This window comes from Methylobacterium aquaticum (assembly GCF_001043915.1).
Lineage (GTDB): Bacteria > Pseudomonadota > Alphaproteobacteria > Rhizobiales > Beijerinckiaceae > Methylobacterium > Methylobacterium aquaticum.
On the sequence record NZ_LABX01000146.1, the window covers coordinates 12,278 to 28,842 of the forward strand.

20 protein-coding genes are annotated in these 16,565 nt (G+C 71.2%); 11 read left to right on the forward strand and 9 right to left on the reverse strand.

The features are described 5' to 3' along the window. The first annotated feature begins 252 nt into the window (after positions 1 to 252). The gene (locus tag VP06_RS18730) at positions 253 to 1,089 is read left to right on the forward strand and encodes an outer membrane protein (protein WP_048465301.1); all 837 of its coding nucleotides are present in this window, start codon (positions 253 to 255) and stop codon (positions 1,087 to 1,089) included. A gap of 446 nt (positions 1,090 to 1,535) precedes the next feature. Here the strand turns inward: VP06_RS18730 and VP06_RS18735 are convergent, their stop codons facing one another. Continuing rightward, entirely contained in the window at positions 1,536 to 1,748 is a 213-nt protein-coding gene (locus VP06_RS18735) for a SlyX family protein (RefSeq protein WP_048465302.1), read from the reverse strand. A 72-nt stretch (positions 1,749 to 1,820) separates the two neighbouring features. Next, positions 1,821 to 3,113 (reverse strand): L,D-transpeptidase family protein, encoded by a 1,293-nt coding sequence (locus VP06_RS18740; RefSeq protein ID WP_048465303.1) that lies wholly within the window; start codon positions 3,111 to 3,113, stop codon positions 1,821 to 1,823. Positions 3,114 to 3,390: 277 nt separating this feature from the next. Between VP06_RS18740 and VP06_RS18745 the strand changes: the two genes are divergently transcribed. Together VP06_RS18745 and VP06_RS18750 are read left to right on the forward strand one after the other, a co-directional pair. Next, entirely contained in the window at positions 3,391 to 3,753 is a 363-nt protein-coding gene (locus VP06_RS18745) for a hypothetical protein (RefSeq protein WP_048465304.1), read from the forward strand. A 57-nt stretch (positions 3,754 to 3,810) separates the two neighbouring features. Continuing rightward, positions 3,811 to 4,773: a copper chaperone PCu(A)C domain-containing protein gene (locus VP06_RS18750; protein ID WP_048465305.1), complete on the forward strand. Its 963-nt coding sequence runs from the start codon at positions 3,811 to 3,813 to the stop codon at positions 4,771 to 4,773. 94 nt (positions 4,774 to 4,867) lie between these two features. Here VP06_RS18750 and VP06_RS18755 read toward each other — a convergent pair whose 3' ends face one another. Both VP06_RS18755 and dapB read right to left on the reverse strand, forming a co-directional pair. Then, positions 4,868 to 5,491: a 2,3-bisphosphoglycerate-dependent phosphoglycerate mutase gene (locus tag VP06_RS18755; RefSeq protein ID WP_048465306.1), complete on the reverse strand. Its 624-nt coding sequence runs from the start codon at positions 5,489 to 5,491 to the stop codon at positions 4,868 to 4,870. Positions 5,492 to 5,652: 161 nt separating this feature from the next. Further along, the gene (gene dapB / locus VP06_RS18760; protein WP_048465307.1) at positions 5,653 to 6,450 is read right to left on the reverse strand and encodes a 4-hydroxy-tetrahydrodipicolinate reductase; all 798 of its coding nucleotides are present in this window, start codon (positions 6,448 to 6,450) and stop codon (positions 5,653 to 5,655) included. Positions 6,451 to 6,701: 251 nt separating this feature from the next. Here dapB and VP06_RS18765 point away from each other — a divergent pair, with 251 nt between their 5' ends. Continuing rightward, a complete protein-coding gene (locus tag VP06_RS18765) occupies positions 6,702 to 7,745 on the forward strand; it encodes an alpha/beta fold hydrolase (RefSeq protein ID WP_048465308.1) in 1,044 nt (347 codons plus the stop codon). Here the strand turns inward: VP06_RS18765 and VP06_RS18770 are convergent. Continuing rightward, positions 7,711 to 8,433 carry a MarC family protein gene (locus VP06_RS18770; RefSeq protein ID WP_048465309.1) on the reverse strand — a complete coding sequence of 241 codons (723 nt, stop codon included), beginning with the start codon at positions 8,431 to 8,433 and terminating at the stop codon, positions 7,711 to 7,713. The two genes, VP06_RS18765 and VP06_RS18770, sit on opposite strands and share 35 nt — an antisense overlap. After that, complete coding sequence (locus tag VP06_RS18775; protein WP_048465310.1) at positions 8,430 to 9,179, reverse strand: class I SAM-dependent methyltransferase; 750 nt, start codon at positions 9,177 to 9,179, stop codon at positions 8,430 to 8,432. The genes VP06_RS18770 and VP06_RS18775 overlap by 4 nt, the downstream gene beginning before the upstream one ends. A 239-nt stretch (positions 9,180 to 9,418) precedes the next feature. On the opposite strand from VP06_RS18775, the gene gloB reads away from it, so the two are divergent. Then, the gene (gloB, locus tag VP06_RS18780; protein WP_048465311.1) at positions 9,419 to 10,198 is read left to right on the forward strand and encodes a hydroxyacylglutathione hydrolase; all 780 of its coding nucleotides are present in this window, start codon (positions 9,419 to 9,421) and stop codon (positions 10,196 to 10,198) included. 5 nt (positions 10,199 to 10,203) lie between these two features. Beyond that, the gene (locus VP06_RS18785) at positions 10,204 to 10,638 is read left to right on the forward strand and encodes a cupin domain-containing protein (protein ID WP_048465312.1); all 435 of its coding nucleotides are present in this window, start codon (positions 10,204 to 10,206) and stop codon (positions 10,636 to 10,638) included. Positions 10,639 to 10,779: 141 nt separating this feature from the next. On the opposite strand, the gene VP06_RS18790 is transcribed toward VP06_RS18785, so the two are convergent. The 3 genes from VP06_RS18790 to VP06_RS35150 form a co-directional block, all read right to left on the reverse strand. Further along, entirely contained in the window at positions 10,780 to 11,019 is a 240-nt protein-coding gene (locus tag VP06_RS18790) for a rhodanese-like domain-containing protein (protein WP_048465313.1), read from the reverse strand. A 65-nt stretch (positions 11,020 to 11,084) separates the two neighbouring features. Then, complete coding sequence (locus VP06_RS18795; protein ID WP_048465314.1) at positions 11,085 to 11,483, reverse strand: rhodanese-like domain-containing protein; 399 nt, start codon at positions 11,481 to 11,483, stop codon at positions 11,085 to 11,087. Between the two features lie 398 nt (positions 11,484 to 11,881). Then, positions 11,882 to 12,127, reverse strand: coding sequence for a hypothetical protein (locus VP06_RS35150; protein WP_082167487.1), 246 nt, complete (start codon positions 12,125 to 12,127; stop codon positions 11,882 to 11,884). A gap of 367 nt (positions 12,128 to 12,494) precedes the next feature. Here VP06_RS35150 and VP06_RS18800 point away from each other — a divergent pair, with 367 nt between their 5' ends. From VP06_RS18800 to VP06_RS18820, 5 genes are all read left to right on the forward strand, one after another. After that, positions 12,495 to 12,926, forward strand: coding sequence for a hypothetical protein (locus tag VP06_RS18800; protein WP_048465315.1), 432 nt, complete (start codon positions 12,495 to 12,497; stop codon positions 12,924 to 12,926). Between the two features lie 85 nt (positions 12,927 to 13,011). Then, positions 13,012 to 13,518: a PRC-barrel domain-containing protein gene (locus tag VP06_RS18805; RefSeq protein WP_048465316.1), complete on the forward strand. Its 507-nt coding sequence runs from the start codon at positions 13,012 to 13,014 to the stop codon at positions 13,516 to 13,518. Positions 13,519 to 13,704: 186 nt separating this feature from the next. Next, complete coding sequence (locus VP06_RS18810) at positions 13,705 to 13,920, forward strand: ribosome modulation factor (protein ID WP_048465317.1); 216 nt, start codon at positions 13,705 to 13,707, stop codon at positions 13,918 to 13,920. Positions 13,921 to 14,091: 171 nt separating this feature from the next. Continuing rightward, the gene (locus VP06_RS38195) at positions 14,092 to 14,505 is read left to right on the forward strand and encodes a hypothetical protein (RefSeq protein WP_048465318.1); all 414 of its coding nucleotides are present in this window, start codon (positions 14,092 to 14,094) and stop codon (positions 14,503 to 14,505) included. Further along, on the forward strand, positions 14,489 to 16,561 hold the full coding sequence (locus tag VP06_RS18820; protein ID WP_048465319.1) for a sensor histidine kinase: 2,073 nt from the start codon (positions 14,489 to 14,491) through the stop codon (positions 16,559 to 16,561). The genes VP06_RS38195 and VP06_RS18820 overlap by 17 nt, the downstream gene beginning before the upstream one ends. Positions 16,562 to 16,565: the final 4 nt, after the last annotated feature.

The window sequence follows — 16,565 nt, forward strand, 5'->3', positions numbered from 1 at the left end:
CGGCTCCGCCGGATCGAAATCCGAACCTCCAATAAGGATGTTGTCTTAATCCTAAATCACAGAAATTTTACCTGCAATCTTGCCGGCGCGAAAACTTGTGTCGGCCAGAGCACTCGGCGCGAGAAACGGAAGCGAAACCGGCCGCACTTGCGGCAGAAGCGCGGGGTCGTGGCCTGGCAGCCCTAGGCAGCGCAGCGACGCGGCCTCACAGATCGTCCGCCTTTTGATTGCACGAGAGGGAAACCGCGCTTCATGTTCAAGTCGTTGCTCACCGCCGGCACTGCCGTCGCCCTGTCGGTCGGCGCCGCGTCCGCCGCCGACCTTCCCCGCCGCGCCGCGCCGCCGCCGGTCTTCACGCCGGTGCCGGTCTTCACCTGGACCGGGGCGTATTTCGGCATCAACGCCGGCTACGCCTACACCGAGGCCGACCGGGTGAGCACCGTTGGCATCGGGGCGCTCCAGGCCAACGTCAACAACGGTCTGCGCCGCGCCACCGTCCCCCTGGCGCAGGACGGCTTCACCGCCGGCGGCCAGGTCGGCTACAACTACCAGTTCACGCCCGGCTCCGGCATCGTCGTCGGCCTCGAGGCCGACGCGGCCTACACCGACCTGAACCGCCGCCGCACCGAGTCGATCTTCCTGCCGGCGATCAACCCGAACCAGTTGACCAACACCTACCGGGCGGATCTCAGCTTCCTCGGTACGGTGCGGGGCCGGATCGGCTATGCCTTCGACCGGTTCCTCGTCTATGGCACCGGCGGCTTCGCCTATGGCGACGTGACCCAGACCGTCGCCTTCCAGACCAACGCGCCGGTCACCTATTTCGGCAGCCGCTCACGCATCGAGACCGGCTACGCCTATGGCGGCGGCGTCGAATACGCCATGCCCACCGACTCGTTCCTGAACTTCTTCAAGTCGAACGCCGTGACGCTGAAGGTCGAGTACCTGCGCTACGACCTCGGTAGCCGCAACCTGTTGGTCGCCTCGACCGGCGCGCCGCTCAGCCCGGGCGTGGGCTACTTCAGCCGCTTCCGCACCGAGGGCAGCCTCGTGCGCGCCGGCCTGAACTTCAAGTTCGGAACGTTCTAAGCAGATTTCGCCGAAGTGGTCACCGGTTCGGCGGCAAAAATCTGCGATCAACCAAGACTCTAAGCGGACGAAGCGTTGGCCCGCCAACGCAAGTCTGCTTCGGACATTCTCCGGCGAGTGAGATACCGGTTCGTCGAAGAAAATGCGGCAAAATCAAAGATCTAGAGCACTGCCTGATTGCAACGTGATCGGGCAGTGCTCTAGACAAAACAGTGGCGGAGGAACGATTCTCAACCTCGATCCTCTAAGTTTGATCGACTCCCGCCGTGAATAGCGACCTGTCCGACTAGTACATAAAATGAATTTCCCAAAATGTTTTTTGTTATAATATTCAAAATACTCAATTATTAACATACCCGGCCACGGAATTTAATATAAATTTAAAAATTGCAGAAAAGCATTTTGACACATATTCATTGAAAATCAGAATCAGGGGGCCGCTGACCTCAATAGTGCGGCGGCGGCGGCTCGTCCCCGGCCTCGGCTGGGCGCTCGGCCATCTCGCGCACCCGCTCGCGCAGGGCGGCGACGTGCCGCGTCAGCACGTCGATCGCGCTCCACTGCTCGGTGACGATGCGGTTCAGGTCCTCGATCGTCGCGTCCTGGTGGGCGATGCGGGCTTCCAGCGCGTCGAGGCGGGATTCGGGATCGGGGGTCATGAGGGGTCACTCACGCGAAAACGGCCCAGGCGCAAGCCCGGGCCGTCGTCGAGTCAGGTTGTCGAACGGCGATCAGTTGGTCTGGTCGTCGTCGGGTGCGTCGGGATTGAAGTTGCGCGGGCCGGCGGCGGCGGCGGCCATCGAGGCGGTGGGAGCGCCGGCGCCGTCGCGCTTGTAGATGTCGTCGCGGAACTGCACGAGGCCGTCCGGGGTCGACCAGGCGGTGATGTAGGTCCAGTAGACCGGGATCGGCGCCAGCGGCTTGGCGTCGACGCGCTGGCCGCCCTGGATGATCGCCTCGATCGTGTCCGGGTTGGCGTTCGGCGTGCCCTGGAGGATCCAGGACACGTATTCGCGCACGTTCTGGACGCGCACGCAGCCCGAGGAGACGAAGCGGAAATCGTCGCCGAAGATGCCCTTGGCGGGCGTGTCGTGCATGTACACGCCGTGCGGGTTCGGGATGTTGATCCGCACGAAGCCCATCGAGTTCAGGTCGACGCCCGGATCCTGGCGGAAGCGGTAGCGGGTCGCCTCGTCGGAATGCCAGTTGACCTGGGACGGCGGGATCTCGCGGTCGCCGTTGAAGATGCGGATCTTGTTGTCCGTCAGGTAGGACGGATCCTTCTGCATCTTCGGGATCAGGTCCTTCTTGATGATCGAGGCCGGCACCGTCCAGTAGGGGTTGAAGTTCACCTCCTGGATCTTGGCGTTCATGATCGGCGACTGGCGGTCGATCTTGCCGACACCGGCGGCGTGGCGGGTGGCGACGTGGTCGCCGTCGACCGTCTCGACCAGGGCCGCCGGGATGTTGACGATGACGTAGCGCTCGCCGAGATTGCCCGAATAGGAGCGCAGGCGCACCGCGTTCAGCTCGAGCTGCCGCAGGCGCACATCCGCCGACACGTTCATCGCCTGAACGGTGGTGATGTTCATCGCGCCGGTCTGGTTCAGGCCGTGGCGGGCCTGGAAGCGGCGCACGCCGGCCTCGACGTAGGAATCGTAGACCGGGGAGGAGCCCGCCGCCGGGTCGAGATCGCCGGAGACGATCAGGCGCTGGCGCAGGGCGGTCACCGCCGGGCTCTTCGAGCCGACGCGCAGGCGCTCGGCACCCGAGACGGGCTGCCAGCCGCCCCGGGCCACGATGTCGCGGTAGCGCTCGACCATCTGCTCGGTGGCCGCCAGGGTCTGGGGCGAGAGGATCGGGGTGTTGGAGCGCTGCACCCGCATCGTGGCGGCGGAATCGTAGTTCTGCGCCCACTCGGCCTGGGCCAGCCCGCCGCCCCGGTCCTGCGCCAGGGCCGGGAAGGCGGCGGCGGCCAGGAGAGCCAGGCCGAGCGAACCGGTGAGGGAAACGCGTGTCAGCATGGGAAATCTGCTCTCGAACCTGTGACGCGGGACGATGCCGACGGCAGATCGGACGTTGCTGCCGTGTTGCGCCCCATTCTATGGCCCGTGACGGTGCCGGGATGCGGTTAAGACACTATGAGGAGCAGGCCAGATTGTGGCACCGGGCGGGCTTCGCCGTGGAGCGCACGGCTCGGCTGTGGACTGCGGCAATTGCGCAACGCGGGCGCCGCACCGTGAGGTCCGCCGGCCGCGACGGGCATGGTGGAACCGGCCCGGCTCGGCTATGTCGGGGCCCATGAGCGATCTGAGGCACCGACGGGACGGGACGGCGCGCTGGCGCGCCCTCGCGGCCGTGCTGTCGCTCTACGGGCTGGTGTTCCAGGTCTTCCTGACCGGCCTCGATCCGGTCCCGGCCGCGGCGGGTGCCGGGATCCTCTGCCCGTCGCACCAAGGCCCGGCGGGGAGCGCGCCGCTCGGACACGCCCATGCCTGCTGCACGGTCGCCTGTCATGGCCCCCTCGCCCCGCCGGCCCCGGCGGCGGCGGATGCCTGGCCGCCCCGGGCCGCCATCGTCCTGTCCTGGTCCGTCGAGGCCGCCGCCCCGGGCCGCAAGCCGCCTGCCGGGCCGGCCTCCGCCCGCGGTCCCCCCATCGCGTGATCGCCCGTCGGGCCGCCCTGCGGCCCATTCCCTCACGCGACATCAGGACCCGATTCCATGTTTCTCCCGCTTCGCGCCGGCCTCGCCGCCGCGCTCTCCCTGGCTGCGGCCCCGGCCTTCGCCCACGCGGTGCTCGCCGTCACGCAGGCAAGCCCGAACCAGACCTATCGCGGCGTGGTCCAGATCGGCCATGGCTGCGACGGCAAGGCGACCACCGGCATCACCGTCACGATCCCCGAGGGCGTGATCGCCGCCAAGCCGATGCCGAAGGCCGGCTGGCAGCTCTCCACCGTCAAGGGCGCCTATGCCCGCGCCTATCCGTCCTATCACGGCACGGTCGCGGAGGGGGTGAAGACGATCACCTGGACCGGTGGCGCCCTGCCCGACGACCAGTACGACGAGTTCGTGTTCCAGGCGCGCCTGACCGACGCGGTCGCGCCGGGCGGCACGGTCTACTTCCCGGTGCGCCAGGATTGCGACGGCGCCGTTGCCGATTGGAGCCAGGTGCCGGCGGCCGGCCAGTCGGCCCGCGACCTGAAATCCCCGGCGCCGGGCGTCCGCATCGTGGCGGCGGCCGCCGCGCCGGCGGCTCCCGCCTCCGCGTCGGTCAAGGCCGGCGACCTCACCATCCAGGCGCCCTGGATCCGCGCCACCCCGGGCGGCGCCAAGGTGGCGGGCGGCTACCTTCAGGTGACCAATACCGGCACGGAGCCCGACCGGCTGGTCGCGGCCTCGATCCCGCTGGCGGCCCGGGCCGAGGTGCACCAGATGGCGATGGACAAGGGCGTGGCGAAGATGGCGCCGGTGGAAGGCGGCCTCGTCATCAAGCCCGGCGAGACCGTGGTGCTCAAGCCGGGCGGCTACCACCTGATGTTCATGGACCTGAGCGGCCCGGTGAAGGCCGGCGACACGCTCGACGGCACCCTCACCTTCGCCCGCGCCGGGACGGTGCCGGTGCGCTTCGCGGTCGGCGCCATCGGCGCCTCGGCGCCGGAGGCCGGGGGGCACCAGCACCACTAAAGGACCGGGCAACCGTCTCGGCCTCCCCCGTCCCGGGCCGCCCGGCGACGGGGCCAGGACGGCTCGCGCCGCCGGGCGCGAGCCGTCACCCCGCTCAGTCGCGGTCGAGGACGTCCTTCGAGGCGACGGTGGTGTCGTCGTTGAGGCGATAGACCAGCGGCACGCCGGTATGGAGTTCGAGGCCGGGAATCGTCTCGGTGGTGAGACCGTCGAGCACCATGATCAGGGCGCGGAGCGAGTTGCCGTGGGCTGCGACCAGCACGCGCTCGCCGCGCATCACCCGGGGCAGGATCTCCCGCATCGTGTAGGGCAGCACCCGGGCGACGGTGTCCTTCAGGCTCTCGCCACCGGGCGGGGGCACGTCGTAGGAGCGGCGCCAGATATGGACCTGCTCCTCGCCCCACCGGGCGCGGGCATCGTCCTTGTTGAGGCCCGAGAGGTCGCCGTAATCGCGCTCGTTGAGGGCGTCATCGGCGTGGGTCGGCAGGCCGGACTGGCCGAGTTCCTCCAGGATCAGCGCGCAGGTGCGCTGGGCCCGGGTGAGGTTAGAGGTGAAGGCGACGTCGAACTGCACGCCCTTCGCCTTCAGCCGCCGCCCGGCCGCCCGCGCCTCCTCGACGCCGCGCTCGGTGAGCCCGGGGTCCTTCCAGCCGGTGAACAGGTTCTCCAGGTTCCACTCGCTCTGGCCGTGGCGCGCGAGGACGAGAAGACGCTCCATGATGCGTGTCGCTCCGTTGTCGTGAGAAAGTGGGTGTCATACCAACGGTCATTGAAACGACCGTTGGTTCCGTTCTCGCATTTTCGCCAAGCCTCTGGCTTGATGTCGAAAATTCGAGATGGGCCAACGGTCCGATGCGTCAGCATCTTCGACCGTTGGTGTCAGAGGCCCAGCACGTCGTCCATGCCGTAGAGGCCGGGCTCACGGGACTGTGCCCAGAGGGCGGCCTTGACGGCGCCGGCGGCGAAGAGGCCGCGGTCGCTGGCGAGGTGGGTGAGTTCGATGCGCTCGCCGGCGCCGGCGAAGATCACGCTGTGCTCGCCGACGACACTGCCGCCCCGCAGGGTGGCAAAGCCGATGCTGCCGGGCTCGCGCGGGCCGGTATGGCCGTCGCGCACCGCGACCTTGCGCTGGCCGAGCGTCACGCCCCGGCCCTCGGCCGCGGCCTCGCCGAGCAGCAAGGCGGTGCCGGAGGGGGCATCGACCTTGTGGCGGTGGTGCATCTCCAGGATCTCGATGTCGTACTCGTCGCCCAGAGTGGCGGCGACCTTGCGCACCAGGCCCGCCAGCAGGTTCACACCCAGCGACATGTTGCCCGACTGGACGATGCGGGCGTGGAACGCCGCCGCCTTCAGCTTGGCGTGATCGTCCGGCGACAGGCCGGTGGTGCCGACCACGTGGACGATGCGGGCCTGGGCGGCCAGTTCGGCGAAGAACACCGTGGCGGCCGGCGCGGTGAAATCGAGCACCCCGTCGGCCTCCGCGAAGGCCGGCAGCGGCTGGTCGGTGACCGGCACGCCGAGCGGCGACAGCCCGGCGAGCAGGCCCGCATCCTGGCCGAGCGCCGGTGAGCCCTCGCGCTCGATCGCCCCCGAGAGCGTGCAGCCCTCGGTGCCGGCCACGGCCTGGATCAGCATCCGCCCCATGCGCCCGGAGGCACCGACGACGACGAGACGCATGGGTCACGCTCCTTGCAACGCTGCCTTCACCCGATGGAAGGCGTCCCGGCGCATCGGCGCCGACATCCGGCCGGGCTCGCCTCGCTCCCGTCCGGGCCTGCGAGGGAACGGGCCCCGACCCCCCGCCGCGGGTCCTACAGGGGCCCGGCGATGCTGCCAAGGGATCGTGTCCCAAGGCGGGGTGGGGGGATATGCGCGGGACCGGGAAGGCCCCATCTTATGCCGCAGTGCAGCATCGCGCCGGAGATCCCATGGCCTTTCGGTTCGTTCCAGGGCGTACCACCCGCCGCGCCGCGAGCGGCGCCGTGCGGATCCTGCGCGCCACCGCGAAGGCGAACGCCGCCGCGGCGCGCCGGACCGGCGCCCTGATGCAGCGCGGCGCCGAGGCGCTCAAGAAGGACGGGCCGGCGCACACGCCGCCGGGCCGCTTCGTCGAGGTCGACGGGGTGCGGGTGCACGCGATCGTCCGCGGCAAGGGCCGGCCGGTGGTGCTGATCCACGGCAACGGCACCATGGCGGAGGACTTCGTCATCTGCGGGCTGGTCGAGCAGCTCGCCAAGACCTACCGGGTGATCGCGATCGACCGGCCCGGCTTCGGCCATACCGAGCGGCCGCGGCACTGGGTCTGGACCGCGGCGGCCCAGGCGCGCCTCATCGGGCACGTGATGGCTGCCCTGAAGGTCGAGCGGCCGGTGGTGGTCGGCCATTCCTGGGGCACCATCGTGGCGCTGGCGCTGGCGATCCAGGACGACCGGGACCTGGGCCTCGACCTGCGCGGGCTGGTGCTGCTCTCCGGCTATTACTATCCGGGCCGGCGGGCCGACGTGGCGCTGATCGCGCCCCTCGCGGTGCCCGGCGTCGGCGACGCGGCCCGCGCCATGATGCCGGAGGCGGTCGGGCAGATGCTGGCGCCGCAGGTCTTCCGCCACGTGTTCAAGCCGCAGCCGGTCCCGGCGCGGTTCACCGCGCGCTTCCCCGTGGCACTCTCGCTCTCCGCCACGCAGGGCCGGGCGAGCGCCGAGGACACCGCCAGCATGAACACCGCCGTCGCCCTGTTGCAGCCGCGCTATGCCGGCCTGCGGCTGCCGGTGGCGATCCTGTCGGGGGATACCGACGCGGTCGTCGACCCGACCGAGCAATCATGCCGCCTGCATGCAGAGGTGGCGGGCAGCACCCTCACCCTGCTGCCGGGCCAGGGCCACATGATCCACTACTCGGCCAAGGCCCGGATCCTGCGGGCGGTGGACGCCCAGATGGCGCTCACCGGCCGAACCCTGGCCTGGCGTTCGCGATGAGGGGGCCCAGCACGTCGGTGACGCCGGTCAGCATGATCTGGGTGCCGACGCAGAGCAGCAGGAACGCGGCGAGCCGCCCGAGCACCCGGGCCCGGGCATGGCCGAGGCGCGCCACCAGCCGGTCGGCCGAGGCATAGGCGAGGAGCACCAGGAGGGCGATGGCGAGGGCGGCGACCGACGCCCCGGCGAGATAGGCGATCCGGTCGATGCCGCTCTCCGGCCGGCCGGCGCCGAGCGCGATCGCCACCGCGATGGTGCCGGGCCCGGTGGTGAAGGGCAGCGTCAGGGGGAAGAAGGCGATCTCCGCCAGGGCGGCGGGCTCGGGATCGTCCTCGCTCGCCTGGATCGGCTCGGCCTGGGCGGTCTTGCGGGCCTCGCGCTGCTCGGGCGTGGCGAGCAGGCTCCAGGCCTGCGCCGCCACCACGAGGCCGCCGGCGATGCGCAACGCCGCGAGCGAGATGCCGAAGAAGCTGAGCACCGAGGCCCCGGCCCAGAGCGAGACCAGCATCACGGCGGCCGCATAGGCGCCGATGCGGCGGGCGAGCCAGGTGCGCTCGGCGTGTGTCCGCCCGGCGGTGACCTGCGCGAAGATCAGGGCCGATCCGGGCGGGTTGACGATCGAGAACAGGGCCGAGAAGGCGAGCAGGAAGCTCTGCACGGCGGCTTCGGCGCCCGGGAACGGCATCACGCGCCCCCCGGCACCGGGGCCGGCACCGGTACCGGCACCGGCAGCACCCGGGCGCCGAGCCGTGCCGCCCTGCGGGCCTGGACCGCCACCGGGCGATGGAGCTGCTTCGTCGCCTCGACCACGTGCAGGCCGGCGAAGGGCAGGGACAGGCCGGTGCCGACCCGCTCCCAGGCGCTCGCGGTCTGGAGGGTCAGCCAGCCCTCCACCGGGGGCACGTAGAGGGTCTCGGCCCAGTCCTCGGGGGAGAAGAGCGTGTCGCGCATCAGGCGGCCGAGCTGGGAGCGGCTATAGGGCTGGCCGTGGCCGAACGGTGTGGCGTCCCGCCGCGCCCACAGGCCGCGGCGGTTCGGCACCGCGACGATCAGCCGTCCGCCGGGGGTGAGCACGCGCCAGACCTCCTGCATCAGCTCGGCCGGGCTCTCCACCGCCTCGATGGCGTGGATCAGCAGGACCCGGTCGAGGGCCGAATCAGGCAGCGGCATCATGGTCGGATCGACGAGGCAGGAGGCGGAGCGGCCGGAGACCGGCCAGTTGGTCACCCCCTGCGTCGCCGGCATGAAGGCGAGCGTGCGTTCGGCGGCGTGCCGCACCGGGCCGAGATACGGCACCGCATAGCCGAGGCCCATGACCCGGAGCCCCGACACCGAGCCGAGCATGCGGTGGACCGTGCGGCCGACGAGCCTTTGCGCCACCGCCCCCAGGGGGCTGGCGTAGAAGGCACGCAGGTCGGTGACGTCGAGGCTCATCGGTTCTCGGGACGTGCGGGGCGGCGGGCGCGGCGCGCTGATGCCAGGGGGGCCGGGAATCCGGGATCCGAGGGATCCAGGACCAGGAATGGGGAGTGGCGCGAAGGGCGGCAAGGCGTCAACCCGCAAGGCGGCCGAGGCGCCCGCTATTCGCCTCGGACCCGGTCGCGCGGGCGCCGATGCGCCCTATCTCGCAGCATGCGAATCCTGCCATGATCGTCGTCCGAGGAGGCGCCGCGATGCCCGAGATCCGACCCGAGATCCGCACCTTCCTGTGCCGGAGCGACAATATCGGCGTGCTGATGCGCGACCCCGGGACGGGGGCCTGCGCGGCGATCGACGTGCCGGAAGCCGCCGCCGTCCTGCGCGCCCTCGACGAGACCGGCTGGCGCCTGACCGACATCCTGGTCACCCACCGCCACGGCGACCATGTCGAGGGCATCCCGGCGGTGAAGGCCCGGACCGGGGCCCGGGTGACCGCCCCGGCGCGGGCCGGCAGCGCCGTGCCGCAGGTGGATGCGACGGTCGGCGAGGGCGACGTCGTGACGGTGGGCTCCCTCGCCGCCGTCGTGTGGGAGACGCCCGGCCATTGCGACGACCACGTCACCTACTGGTTCGAGGAGGCCGGCGTGGCGTTTGCCGGCGACACGCTGTTCACCCTCGGCTGCGGCCGGGTGCTCGAGGGCCCGCCCTCGGTGCTGTGGCGCTCGCTGTCGCGCTTCCTGCCCCTGCCCGACGAGACCGTGATCTATTCCGGCCACGACTACGTGCTGGCGAATGCCCGCTTCGCGCGCGCCGCCGAGCCGGAGAACCGCAACCTCGCCGACCGGGCGGCCCTGGCCGAGACGGCCAAGGCGGAGGGGCGCTTCCTGGTGCCGACGACGCTCGGTGAGGAGAAGGCCACCAACCCCTTCCTGCGTGCCACCGAGCCGACCCTCGCACGCGCCGTCGGGATGGAGCCCGGCGCCGACCCGGCGGCGGTGTTCACGGCGCTTCGTGAGTGGAAGAACCGGTTCTGACGACCATGCAAAACCTCACCGCCGCGGAGGTCGTGCGTCTGCTCGACCTCAAGCCCCACCCCGAGGGCGGGCATTACCGCGAGACCTTTCGCGATTCCCACGAGATCGACGGGCGCCCGGCCTCGACGGCGATCTATTACCTGCTCGACATCGGCGAGACCTCGGAATGGCACCGGGTCGACGCGACGGAGGTCTGGCTGTGGCATGCCGGGGCGCCGATGGTCATCACCACCAGCCCCAACGGCCACGACGCCGAGGCGCGCCATCTCGGCCCCGACCTCGCCCGGGGCCACCGGCCGCAGATCGTGGTGCCGGCCCACCACTGGCAGACCGCCACCAGCCTCGGCGCCTGGACCCTGGTGAGCTGCACCGTGGCGCCGGGATTCCGGTTCGAGGGGTTCGAGATGGCGCCGCCGGATTGGCGGCCGACGCCGCGCTGAGGCCCGGCCATCGACACGATGCCGCGCATCGCGCAGGACGCTCGTGCAGCCCCCGATCACGTCGCCAACGGGTGCGGCTCCGGAGCTGTGGTTGTGCCGCCTTGTCCGCGACCAACGGGTGTCCACTTCGGCGCAATCTGCTTAGGCCCTCGGCGCGGCGGGCGCGCGGGCGACGTGGAAGCGGGCAATCTCGTCATTGGCGAGCTGGGCCACGAGCTGCAACTCCCAGTCGATGTAGCGCTGCATGGCGGCCCGGGCGTTGTCGGTGCCCTCGTAGGGCCGCTTGTAGACGTCGGCCGGCGCCGACACGAAGCGCCCGTCGGTCTCGAGCGGCCGGCCGGCATCCGTCCAGGCTTGGGTCCCACCGGCGAGGAGCAGCACCGGACGCGCCGTCGCTCTCCGGGCGTCAGCGAGATTGGCCGCCGCGACCCGCCCGTCCGGTGACGTCAGGACAACCGGGCCATCGCCTGGCAGGGCGGCGAGGTCGCGCGGATGCGGTAGACTAGCTCGCCCCCCGGCAGGCTGCGCCCGCCCGGGATGCTCATGGTCGAGAATTCCTCGAAGCGGCTGGCATCGACCACCACCACGTCCGTCTCCTCGTCGAGGAGGCGCCGGACCTCGGCCGCCGGCAGGGACGGGGTGTTGCTGGCGGCGACCGACAGGGCCTCAGCGCCCGGCTGCGCCGCCCGTGCCCAGGCACGATCGAGGGCAGCGTCCGCCCGGCCGGTCACCGCGAGGATCGCGGCCCGGCGGGCGGCGACGCGGCCGATCACCGCCTGGATCTCCGGCTCGGCCGAAGGGTGCGCGGCGAGCGCGTGGGAGGAGTTGCGCGACCGGCACCGCACCAGCGCCAGGACGTCCTGGAGGATCCGGGTGACGATGCCGGTCGATGCGTCAGCATCTTGGGCCGTTGGTATACCGCTACGCGGAAGGAATCCCGGCGCCTGCCCGGGCCATGGGACCGGGATTCTCACCCTCGCGCGGAATATAACACGGTCCGCTTCGGGGCCTGCGAGTTTGCGCATCGCCACCGGCGCGCGCGGACCGTCGGGTTCAGGACCCGACGACGGCGGCTACGCCAAGGGCCAAGACCAGGCACAGCGCGATCCCGCCCGCAGCCCAAAGGAGCCACGCGGTGGCGCCATGCTGGTTGTCGTTGCCGGGCCGCGGCAGCTCGCTCGGCCAGCGCCGCCATCGTCGACAGGTCGACGGGGCCTGAAGGACCGATGAGCCCGAGCCGGCGTCATGGTGATGGCGGCACGACATGACCGGGATATCCGGTGCCGCGGTCATCCGTGACGGTGCCGCCATGGCTGTACAGGACATCGGGATGGGGCGACGCCAGGCCGCCGCCGAGGCGTGCCCAATCCTCGATCGATCCGTCCGTCGGGAAGGGTGGGCCCGATGCCTCGCCCGTTCCCTCCCCATTGCCCGGACTCGCCCAAGCGCCCCAGGCAAACCGCGCCGTCCGAACGATGGCCTTCTTCATGTCGCTCTCCCGTCTCGGTGGCTGAGGCGGACCGGGAACCGCCGCCCGTGCCGGTGCGCGGCAAGGTCGGAGGCTCGAGCCTAAGCTTTCGTAAACCAACCTGGCTGGCGCAAGCGGCCTTCGAAGGCGCGCCCTGGGGCGTGTCAGGTTTGTCCCGACGGGATTGCGGTCTTCTCCGACTGCGGCTCCATCCCTGGCGCCACAGATCACTCGGTGAGCGGGAGGACCGGGGCACCGAGCCCAGTCGCCGCAGGGTTCGGCGCAGAGGACCCTGCGACCCGCGGGCCAGGCCACAGGCCACCCTCGTCGAACCCGTCACGGTCGTGGCCCGCAAGGGTCAGCCACCACCATCGCGGAGTTGAAACCGATGAAACGTCTCGCACTGGCCCTCGCGGCCGCATCGAGCCTGATGCTGTTCTCGTCAGCGAGCGAGGCCCGGCCCTTCGGGCGCAGCCACGGCTTCCACCACGGCGGCTTCGCCGGACATCACGGCGGTTTCCGCCACGGTTTCCATGGTCACCGTTCGATCGGCTTCCGCCCTCACTACCGGCGCTCCGGCGGATACCGCCGCTACGGCCTCTCGCGGGCGCGGTACGGCTACGGGCGCCCCTACGGACGCTACGGCTACGGGTACCGCCGCGGCCATCGCGGCCTCGGACTGGCGGCCGGCCTCGGTCTCGGCCTCGCCGCGGCCGCCGTCAGGCCCGCCTATTACGGCGGCTACGGATACGGCTACCGCTACGCCCCGGTGGGCTACGGATACGGCTACGGCCAGCCCGCGTGCAGCTGCGGCTACTGAGTTCCTCCGTCCGCCGGGCCCGATCCCGGATCCTGGCGGTCCCGTCCCGCCGGGACATCCCTTCCGCCATCACCGAGGTGAACCCATGAAGACGCTTCTCGCAACCACCCTCGCCGCCGCCCTGCTCGCCGGCCCCGCGCTCGCCCAGGACAAGGCGGCGCAGCCGCCCGCCGACGCTCAGACCACCCCGATGAAGACGCCGCCGGCCGGCGGCGCGATGCCGGCCCCGGCCGGCACCATGAGCGGCACCATGGGCGGTATGACCATGGCCGACACCGCGACCGCCAAGATCAAGTTCGTCACCGCCAAGCCGGCCGAGGTGACCTCGTCCAGGCTCGTCGGCAAGAACCTCTACAACAACAAGAACGAGACCGTCGGGGAGATCGAGGATCTCGTCATCGACAACGGCAAGACGGTCACCGGGGTCGTCGTCAGCGTCGGCGGCTTCCTCGGCATGGGCGAGCGCTACGTGGTGGTCGACCCCTCGTCGATCTTCCTGCACAAGGCGGACGGCAAGCTCAAGGCGATGGTCGACACCGACAAGGACGCCCTGAAGAACGCGCCCGAGTTCAAGTACAACCGCAACACCTGATCCGTCGCGCGTGGCTCCGTGCCCGCGGAGCCACGCTCAAGCGTTCCCGTATGCCGGTGCTGTCGGGAGAAACCTGACAGGTGTCGGTCAGAACGGCGAAGTTTGGCGAAACCTCTTGTCGTCCGCCATGATCCGGGCGCTACTCGGAACCGCTTCATCAACATTGAGACAGCGGAAAGAGTGGCGATGATCATGGACATCATCAAGCAGGGCTCCCGCGCTCGGGCCCTGGGGCGCCCGCGGGATGCCTGCCCCCACCCGGCGGACTCCCGCGAGCGCCGGGCCTGGTACGAGGGCTACGACGGATCGACGTGGGATTTCGCCGAGCGGGTCACTCATCCGACCATCGCTCCCCAGGGCCACGCAATCCGGGACGCGGCGGCCAACCCGACCCCGGTCTAGGCGGATTTCGCCGAAGCGGTCACCGGTTCGGCGGCAAAAATCTGCGACAACACAAAAACCTACGCGGGCGAAGCGTGGCCCGCCCACGCAAGTCTGCTGAGACCGCGGACCTTTTCCCTCGACCGAGGGCTGCGGGCCTTCGGGGCCGGTCCGGAAGACGACGGAGGGGCGATGGGACGGAAGCGACGCCACTGTGTCGAGGGCTGGACCTTCGGGCGGCTGGAACGGGTGGTGACCACCCTGGTCGAGGCAAGCCTGGAGGACCCTGCGGCGGCACCGCCGGACCTCATCCAACGGCTGCGGCACCTGCAGCGGAACGCGGAGGCCGCAGGGGGCGACCGCCAGATCCTCCAGGTCATCGCGTCGGGCCGGCGCCTGCTTGGCGACGGGCTGGCGCTGACCGGTCCGGGCGCACCGACCGACGACGCCGGCATGGTCGACGCGCCCTCGGCCGGAGCGCCCTTGCGGGATGCGGCGGTCTCGACCGATGGTCCGGACGCGCGGAGGGAGAGGCCGGCCTCATCGACCGGGACCACCGCCGCGATCCAGCCCACCCGATTGTTCCTGCATGACCTCAAGGCTTGACGACGGCGACGCCGGCCGCCCCGAGATCCATCGTGGAAACGGACGCACCGTCGTCGCGCTCGCGGTGGCAGCCGCCATCCCGGTGCTGCTGCTCAGCGGCTGGGTGGCGACGCTCATGGCGCAGCAGCAGCGCGGACTGACCCGGAGCGCCGCGGTGGCGAGCGCGGCCCGCGTCGCCGAACGCGTCGCCTCCGACATCGCAACCCAGGTCGCGGTCCTCCAAGCCGAGGCCGCCTCGGCCAGCCTGGACCGGCCGGACCTCGCCGCCTTCTATGCCGAGGCCGAGCGGTTGAGGCAGGAGCATCCGCTCTGGGAGACCGTCGAACTCGCCGGGCCCGACGGGGCCCAGGTCGTCAACCTGCTCCGCTCCCTCGACGATGAGCTCGGCCCCACCGCAGACCGCGTGAGCTTCGACGCGGTGGTGCGGACGAGACGGCCGGTGGTCGGCGGGATCGGGCCGGTCGGGCGGATCTCGGGCAAGCGGCTCGTCGCGCTGCGGGTCCCGGTCGTCCGGAACGGAGCGCTCCGCCACGTCCTCTCGGTCGGCCTCGCGACGAACGCGGTCAGCTCGATCCTCCGCGATGCGGGCGCGCCGGAGGGCTGGGTCGGGACCATCGTCGACGCGCAGGGCAACACCATCGCCCGCACCCGGGCCGAGGCGGAGGAACTCGGCCACCCGGCCAACGCCGCCCTCCAGGCCGCCATCCGGCGGGCGCCACAGGGCTTCTACACCGGCTCGACGCTGGAGGGGCCGGACGTCGAAGTCGTCTACCGCACGCTGACGGAGACGGGCGGCTGGTCGGTGCATTTCGGCCTGCCGGTCGCCACGCTGAATGCGCCGGTCTCGCGCTCCTACCTCGTGCTGGCCGGGGGAAGCGTGCTCAGCATCGGCCTCGGCCTCGCGCTGGTCGGCCTGGTCGGCCGCGACATGGCGCAGCGCCGGGCAGGCGAGCAGGCGCGCTTCGCCCTCGCCCTGCGGTCGAGCGAGGAGCAGGGCGCGGTCGCCGCCGAGGCCGCGGAACTCGGCACCTTGCGATGGGATACGGTCGAGGAGACCGTGACGGCGTCCCGGCGCGCCGCCGAGCTCCTGGGCTGGGAGGCCGAGGTGCCGGAGGGGCGCGAGATGACGGCGGATGCCGACATCGCGCTCCTGGCGGTCGATGCCCTGGACCGCGAGAGGCTGGTAGCGGAACTGCGGCGAAGCCTCGCCGAGGGTGTGCCCCTCGACGTGGAGTTCCGGGTCTCGCAAGGGAGCCCGGAGCCGCGGTGGGTGCGCCTGAGCGGGCGGGCGCCCCGGCTCCGGAAGGACGAACCCGCCAACCTCGTCTATGGCGTCGTCTCGGATGTCGGGCCGCGCAAGCGTGCCGAGGCCGAGCGCCTCGACCTGCTGCGCCGCCTTGGCGAAGCGCAGGAGAACGAGCAGCGCCGGATCGCCCGCGAGCTGCACGACCAGGTCGGGCAGACGGTGACCGGCCTGTCGCTCGGCCTCAAGGGGCTGGAACGGCTGCTCGCCGCGGACGGGATCTCGACCGAGGCCGGACGGCAGATCGAGTGGCTGCAACGCCTCGCCGGCGAGGTCGGGCGCGACATCCACCGCGCCGCCATCGACCTGCGCCCGACCGCCCTCGACGACCTCGGCCTGCGCGAGGCGCTGGCGACGCTCCTGGGCGAGTGGGGCCAGCGCCACGGCATCCGGGCCGACCTGGAATTCATCGGCGAGGCGTCGCGCCTGCCGGCGGCCGTCGAGAGCGCGATCTACCGGATCGTGCAGGAGGCGCTCACCAACGTCCTGAAGCACGCGCGCGCGGCCACCGTCAGCGTCTGCCTCGACCACCGCCCGGACGAGGTCCAGGTGATCATCGAGGATGACGGCGTCGGCTGCGAGCCCGCCTCCGGCCCCTCCCCGTCCGACAGGCGCAGGCCGGCCGGGCCGCGGCTGGGCCTGTCGGGCATCCGCGAGCGTTTGACCCTCCTGGGCGGCACGCTCACCCTGGAAACGTCCTCAGGCGTCGGCACGACGCTGTTCGTCCGCATCCCGGTGGCGCCGGCCGCCTGACGCA

Bases quoted from the DNA above. Each gene is read 5' to 3' on its own strand.
- VP06_RS18765 (WP_048465308.1), top strand. From the start codon at position 6,702: ATGGCCTTTCGGTTCGTTCCAGGGCGTACCACCCGCCGCGCCGCGAGC.
- VP06_RS18775 (WP_048465310.1), bottom strand. From the start codon at position 9,179: ATGAGCCTCGACGTCACCGACCTGCGTGCCTTCTACGCCAGCCCCCTG.
- VP06_RS18820 (WP_048465319.1), top strand. From the start codon at position 14,489: ATGACCTCAAGGCTTGACGACGGCGACGCCGGCCGCCCCGAGATCCAT.
- VP06_RS18810 (WP_048465317.1), top strand. From the start codon at position 13,705: ATGATCATGGACATCATCAAGCAGGGCTCCCGCGCTCGGGCCCTGGGG.
- gloB (WP_048465311.1), top strand. From the start codon at position 9,419: ATGCCCGAGATCCGACCCGAGATCCGCACCTTCCTGTGCCGGAGCGAC.
- VP06_RS18735 (WP_048465302.1), bottom strand. From the start codon at position 1,748: ATGACCCCCGATCCCGAATCCCGCCTCGACGCGCTGGAAGCCCGCATC.
- VP06_RS18730 (WP_048465301.1), top strand. From the start codon at position 253: ATGTTCAAGTCGTTGCTCACCGCCGGCACTGCCGTCGCCCTGTCGGTC.
- VP06_RS18740 (WP_048465303.1), bottom strand. From the start codon at position 3,113: ATGCTGACACGCGTTTCCCTCACCGGTTCGCTCGGCCTGGCTCTCCTG.
- VP06_RS18800 (WP_048465315.1), top strand. From the start codon at position 12,495: ATGAAACGTCTCGCACTGGCCCTCGCGGCCGCATCGAGCCTGATGCTG.
- VP06_RS18785 (WP_048465312.1), top strand. From the start codon at position 10,204: ATGCAAAACCTCACCGCCGCGGAGGTCGTGCGTCTGCTCGACCTCAAG.
- VP06_RS35150 (WP_082167487.1), bottom strand. From the start codon at position 12,127: ATGAAGAAGGCCATCGTTCGGACGGCGCGGTTTGCCTGGGGCGCTTGG.
- VP06_RS38195 (WP_048465318.1), top strand. From the start codon at position 14,092: ATGGGACGGAAGCGACGCCACTGTGTCGAGGGCTGGACCTTCGGGCGG.
- dapB (WP_048465307.1), bottom strand. From the start codon at position 6,450: ATGCGTCTCGTCGTCGTCGGTGCCTCCGGGCGCATGGGGCGGATGCTG.
- VP06_RS18745 (WP_048465304.1), top strand. From the start codon at position 3,391: ATGAGCGATCTGAGGCACCGACGGGACGGGACGGCGCGCTGGCGCGCC.
- VP06_RS18805 (WP_048465316.1), top strand. From the start codon at position 13,012: ATGAAGACGCTTCTCGCAACCACCCTCGCCGCCGCCCTGCTCGCCGGC.
- VP06_RS18755 (WP_048465306.1), bottom strand. From the start codon at position 5,491: ATGGAGCGTCTTCTCGTCCTCGCGCGCCACGGCCAGAGCGAGTGGAAC.
- VP06_RS18750 (WP_048465305.1), top strand. From the start codon at position 3,811: ATGTTTCTCCCGCTTCGCGCCGGCCTCGCCGCCGCGCTCTCCCTGGCT.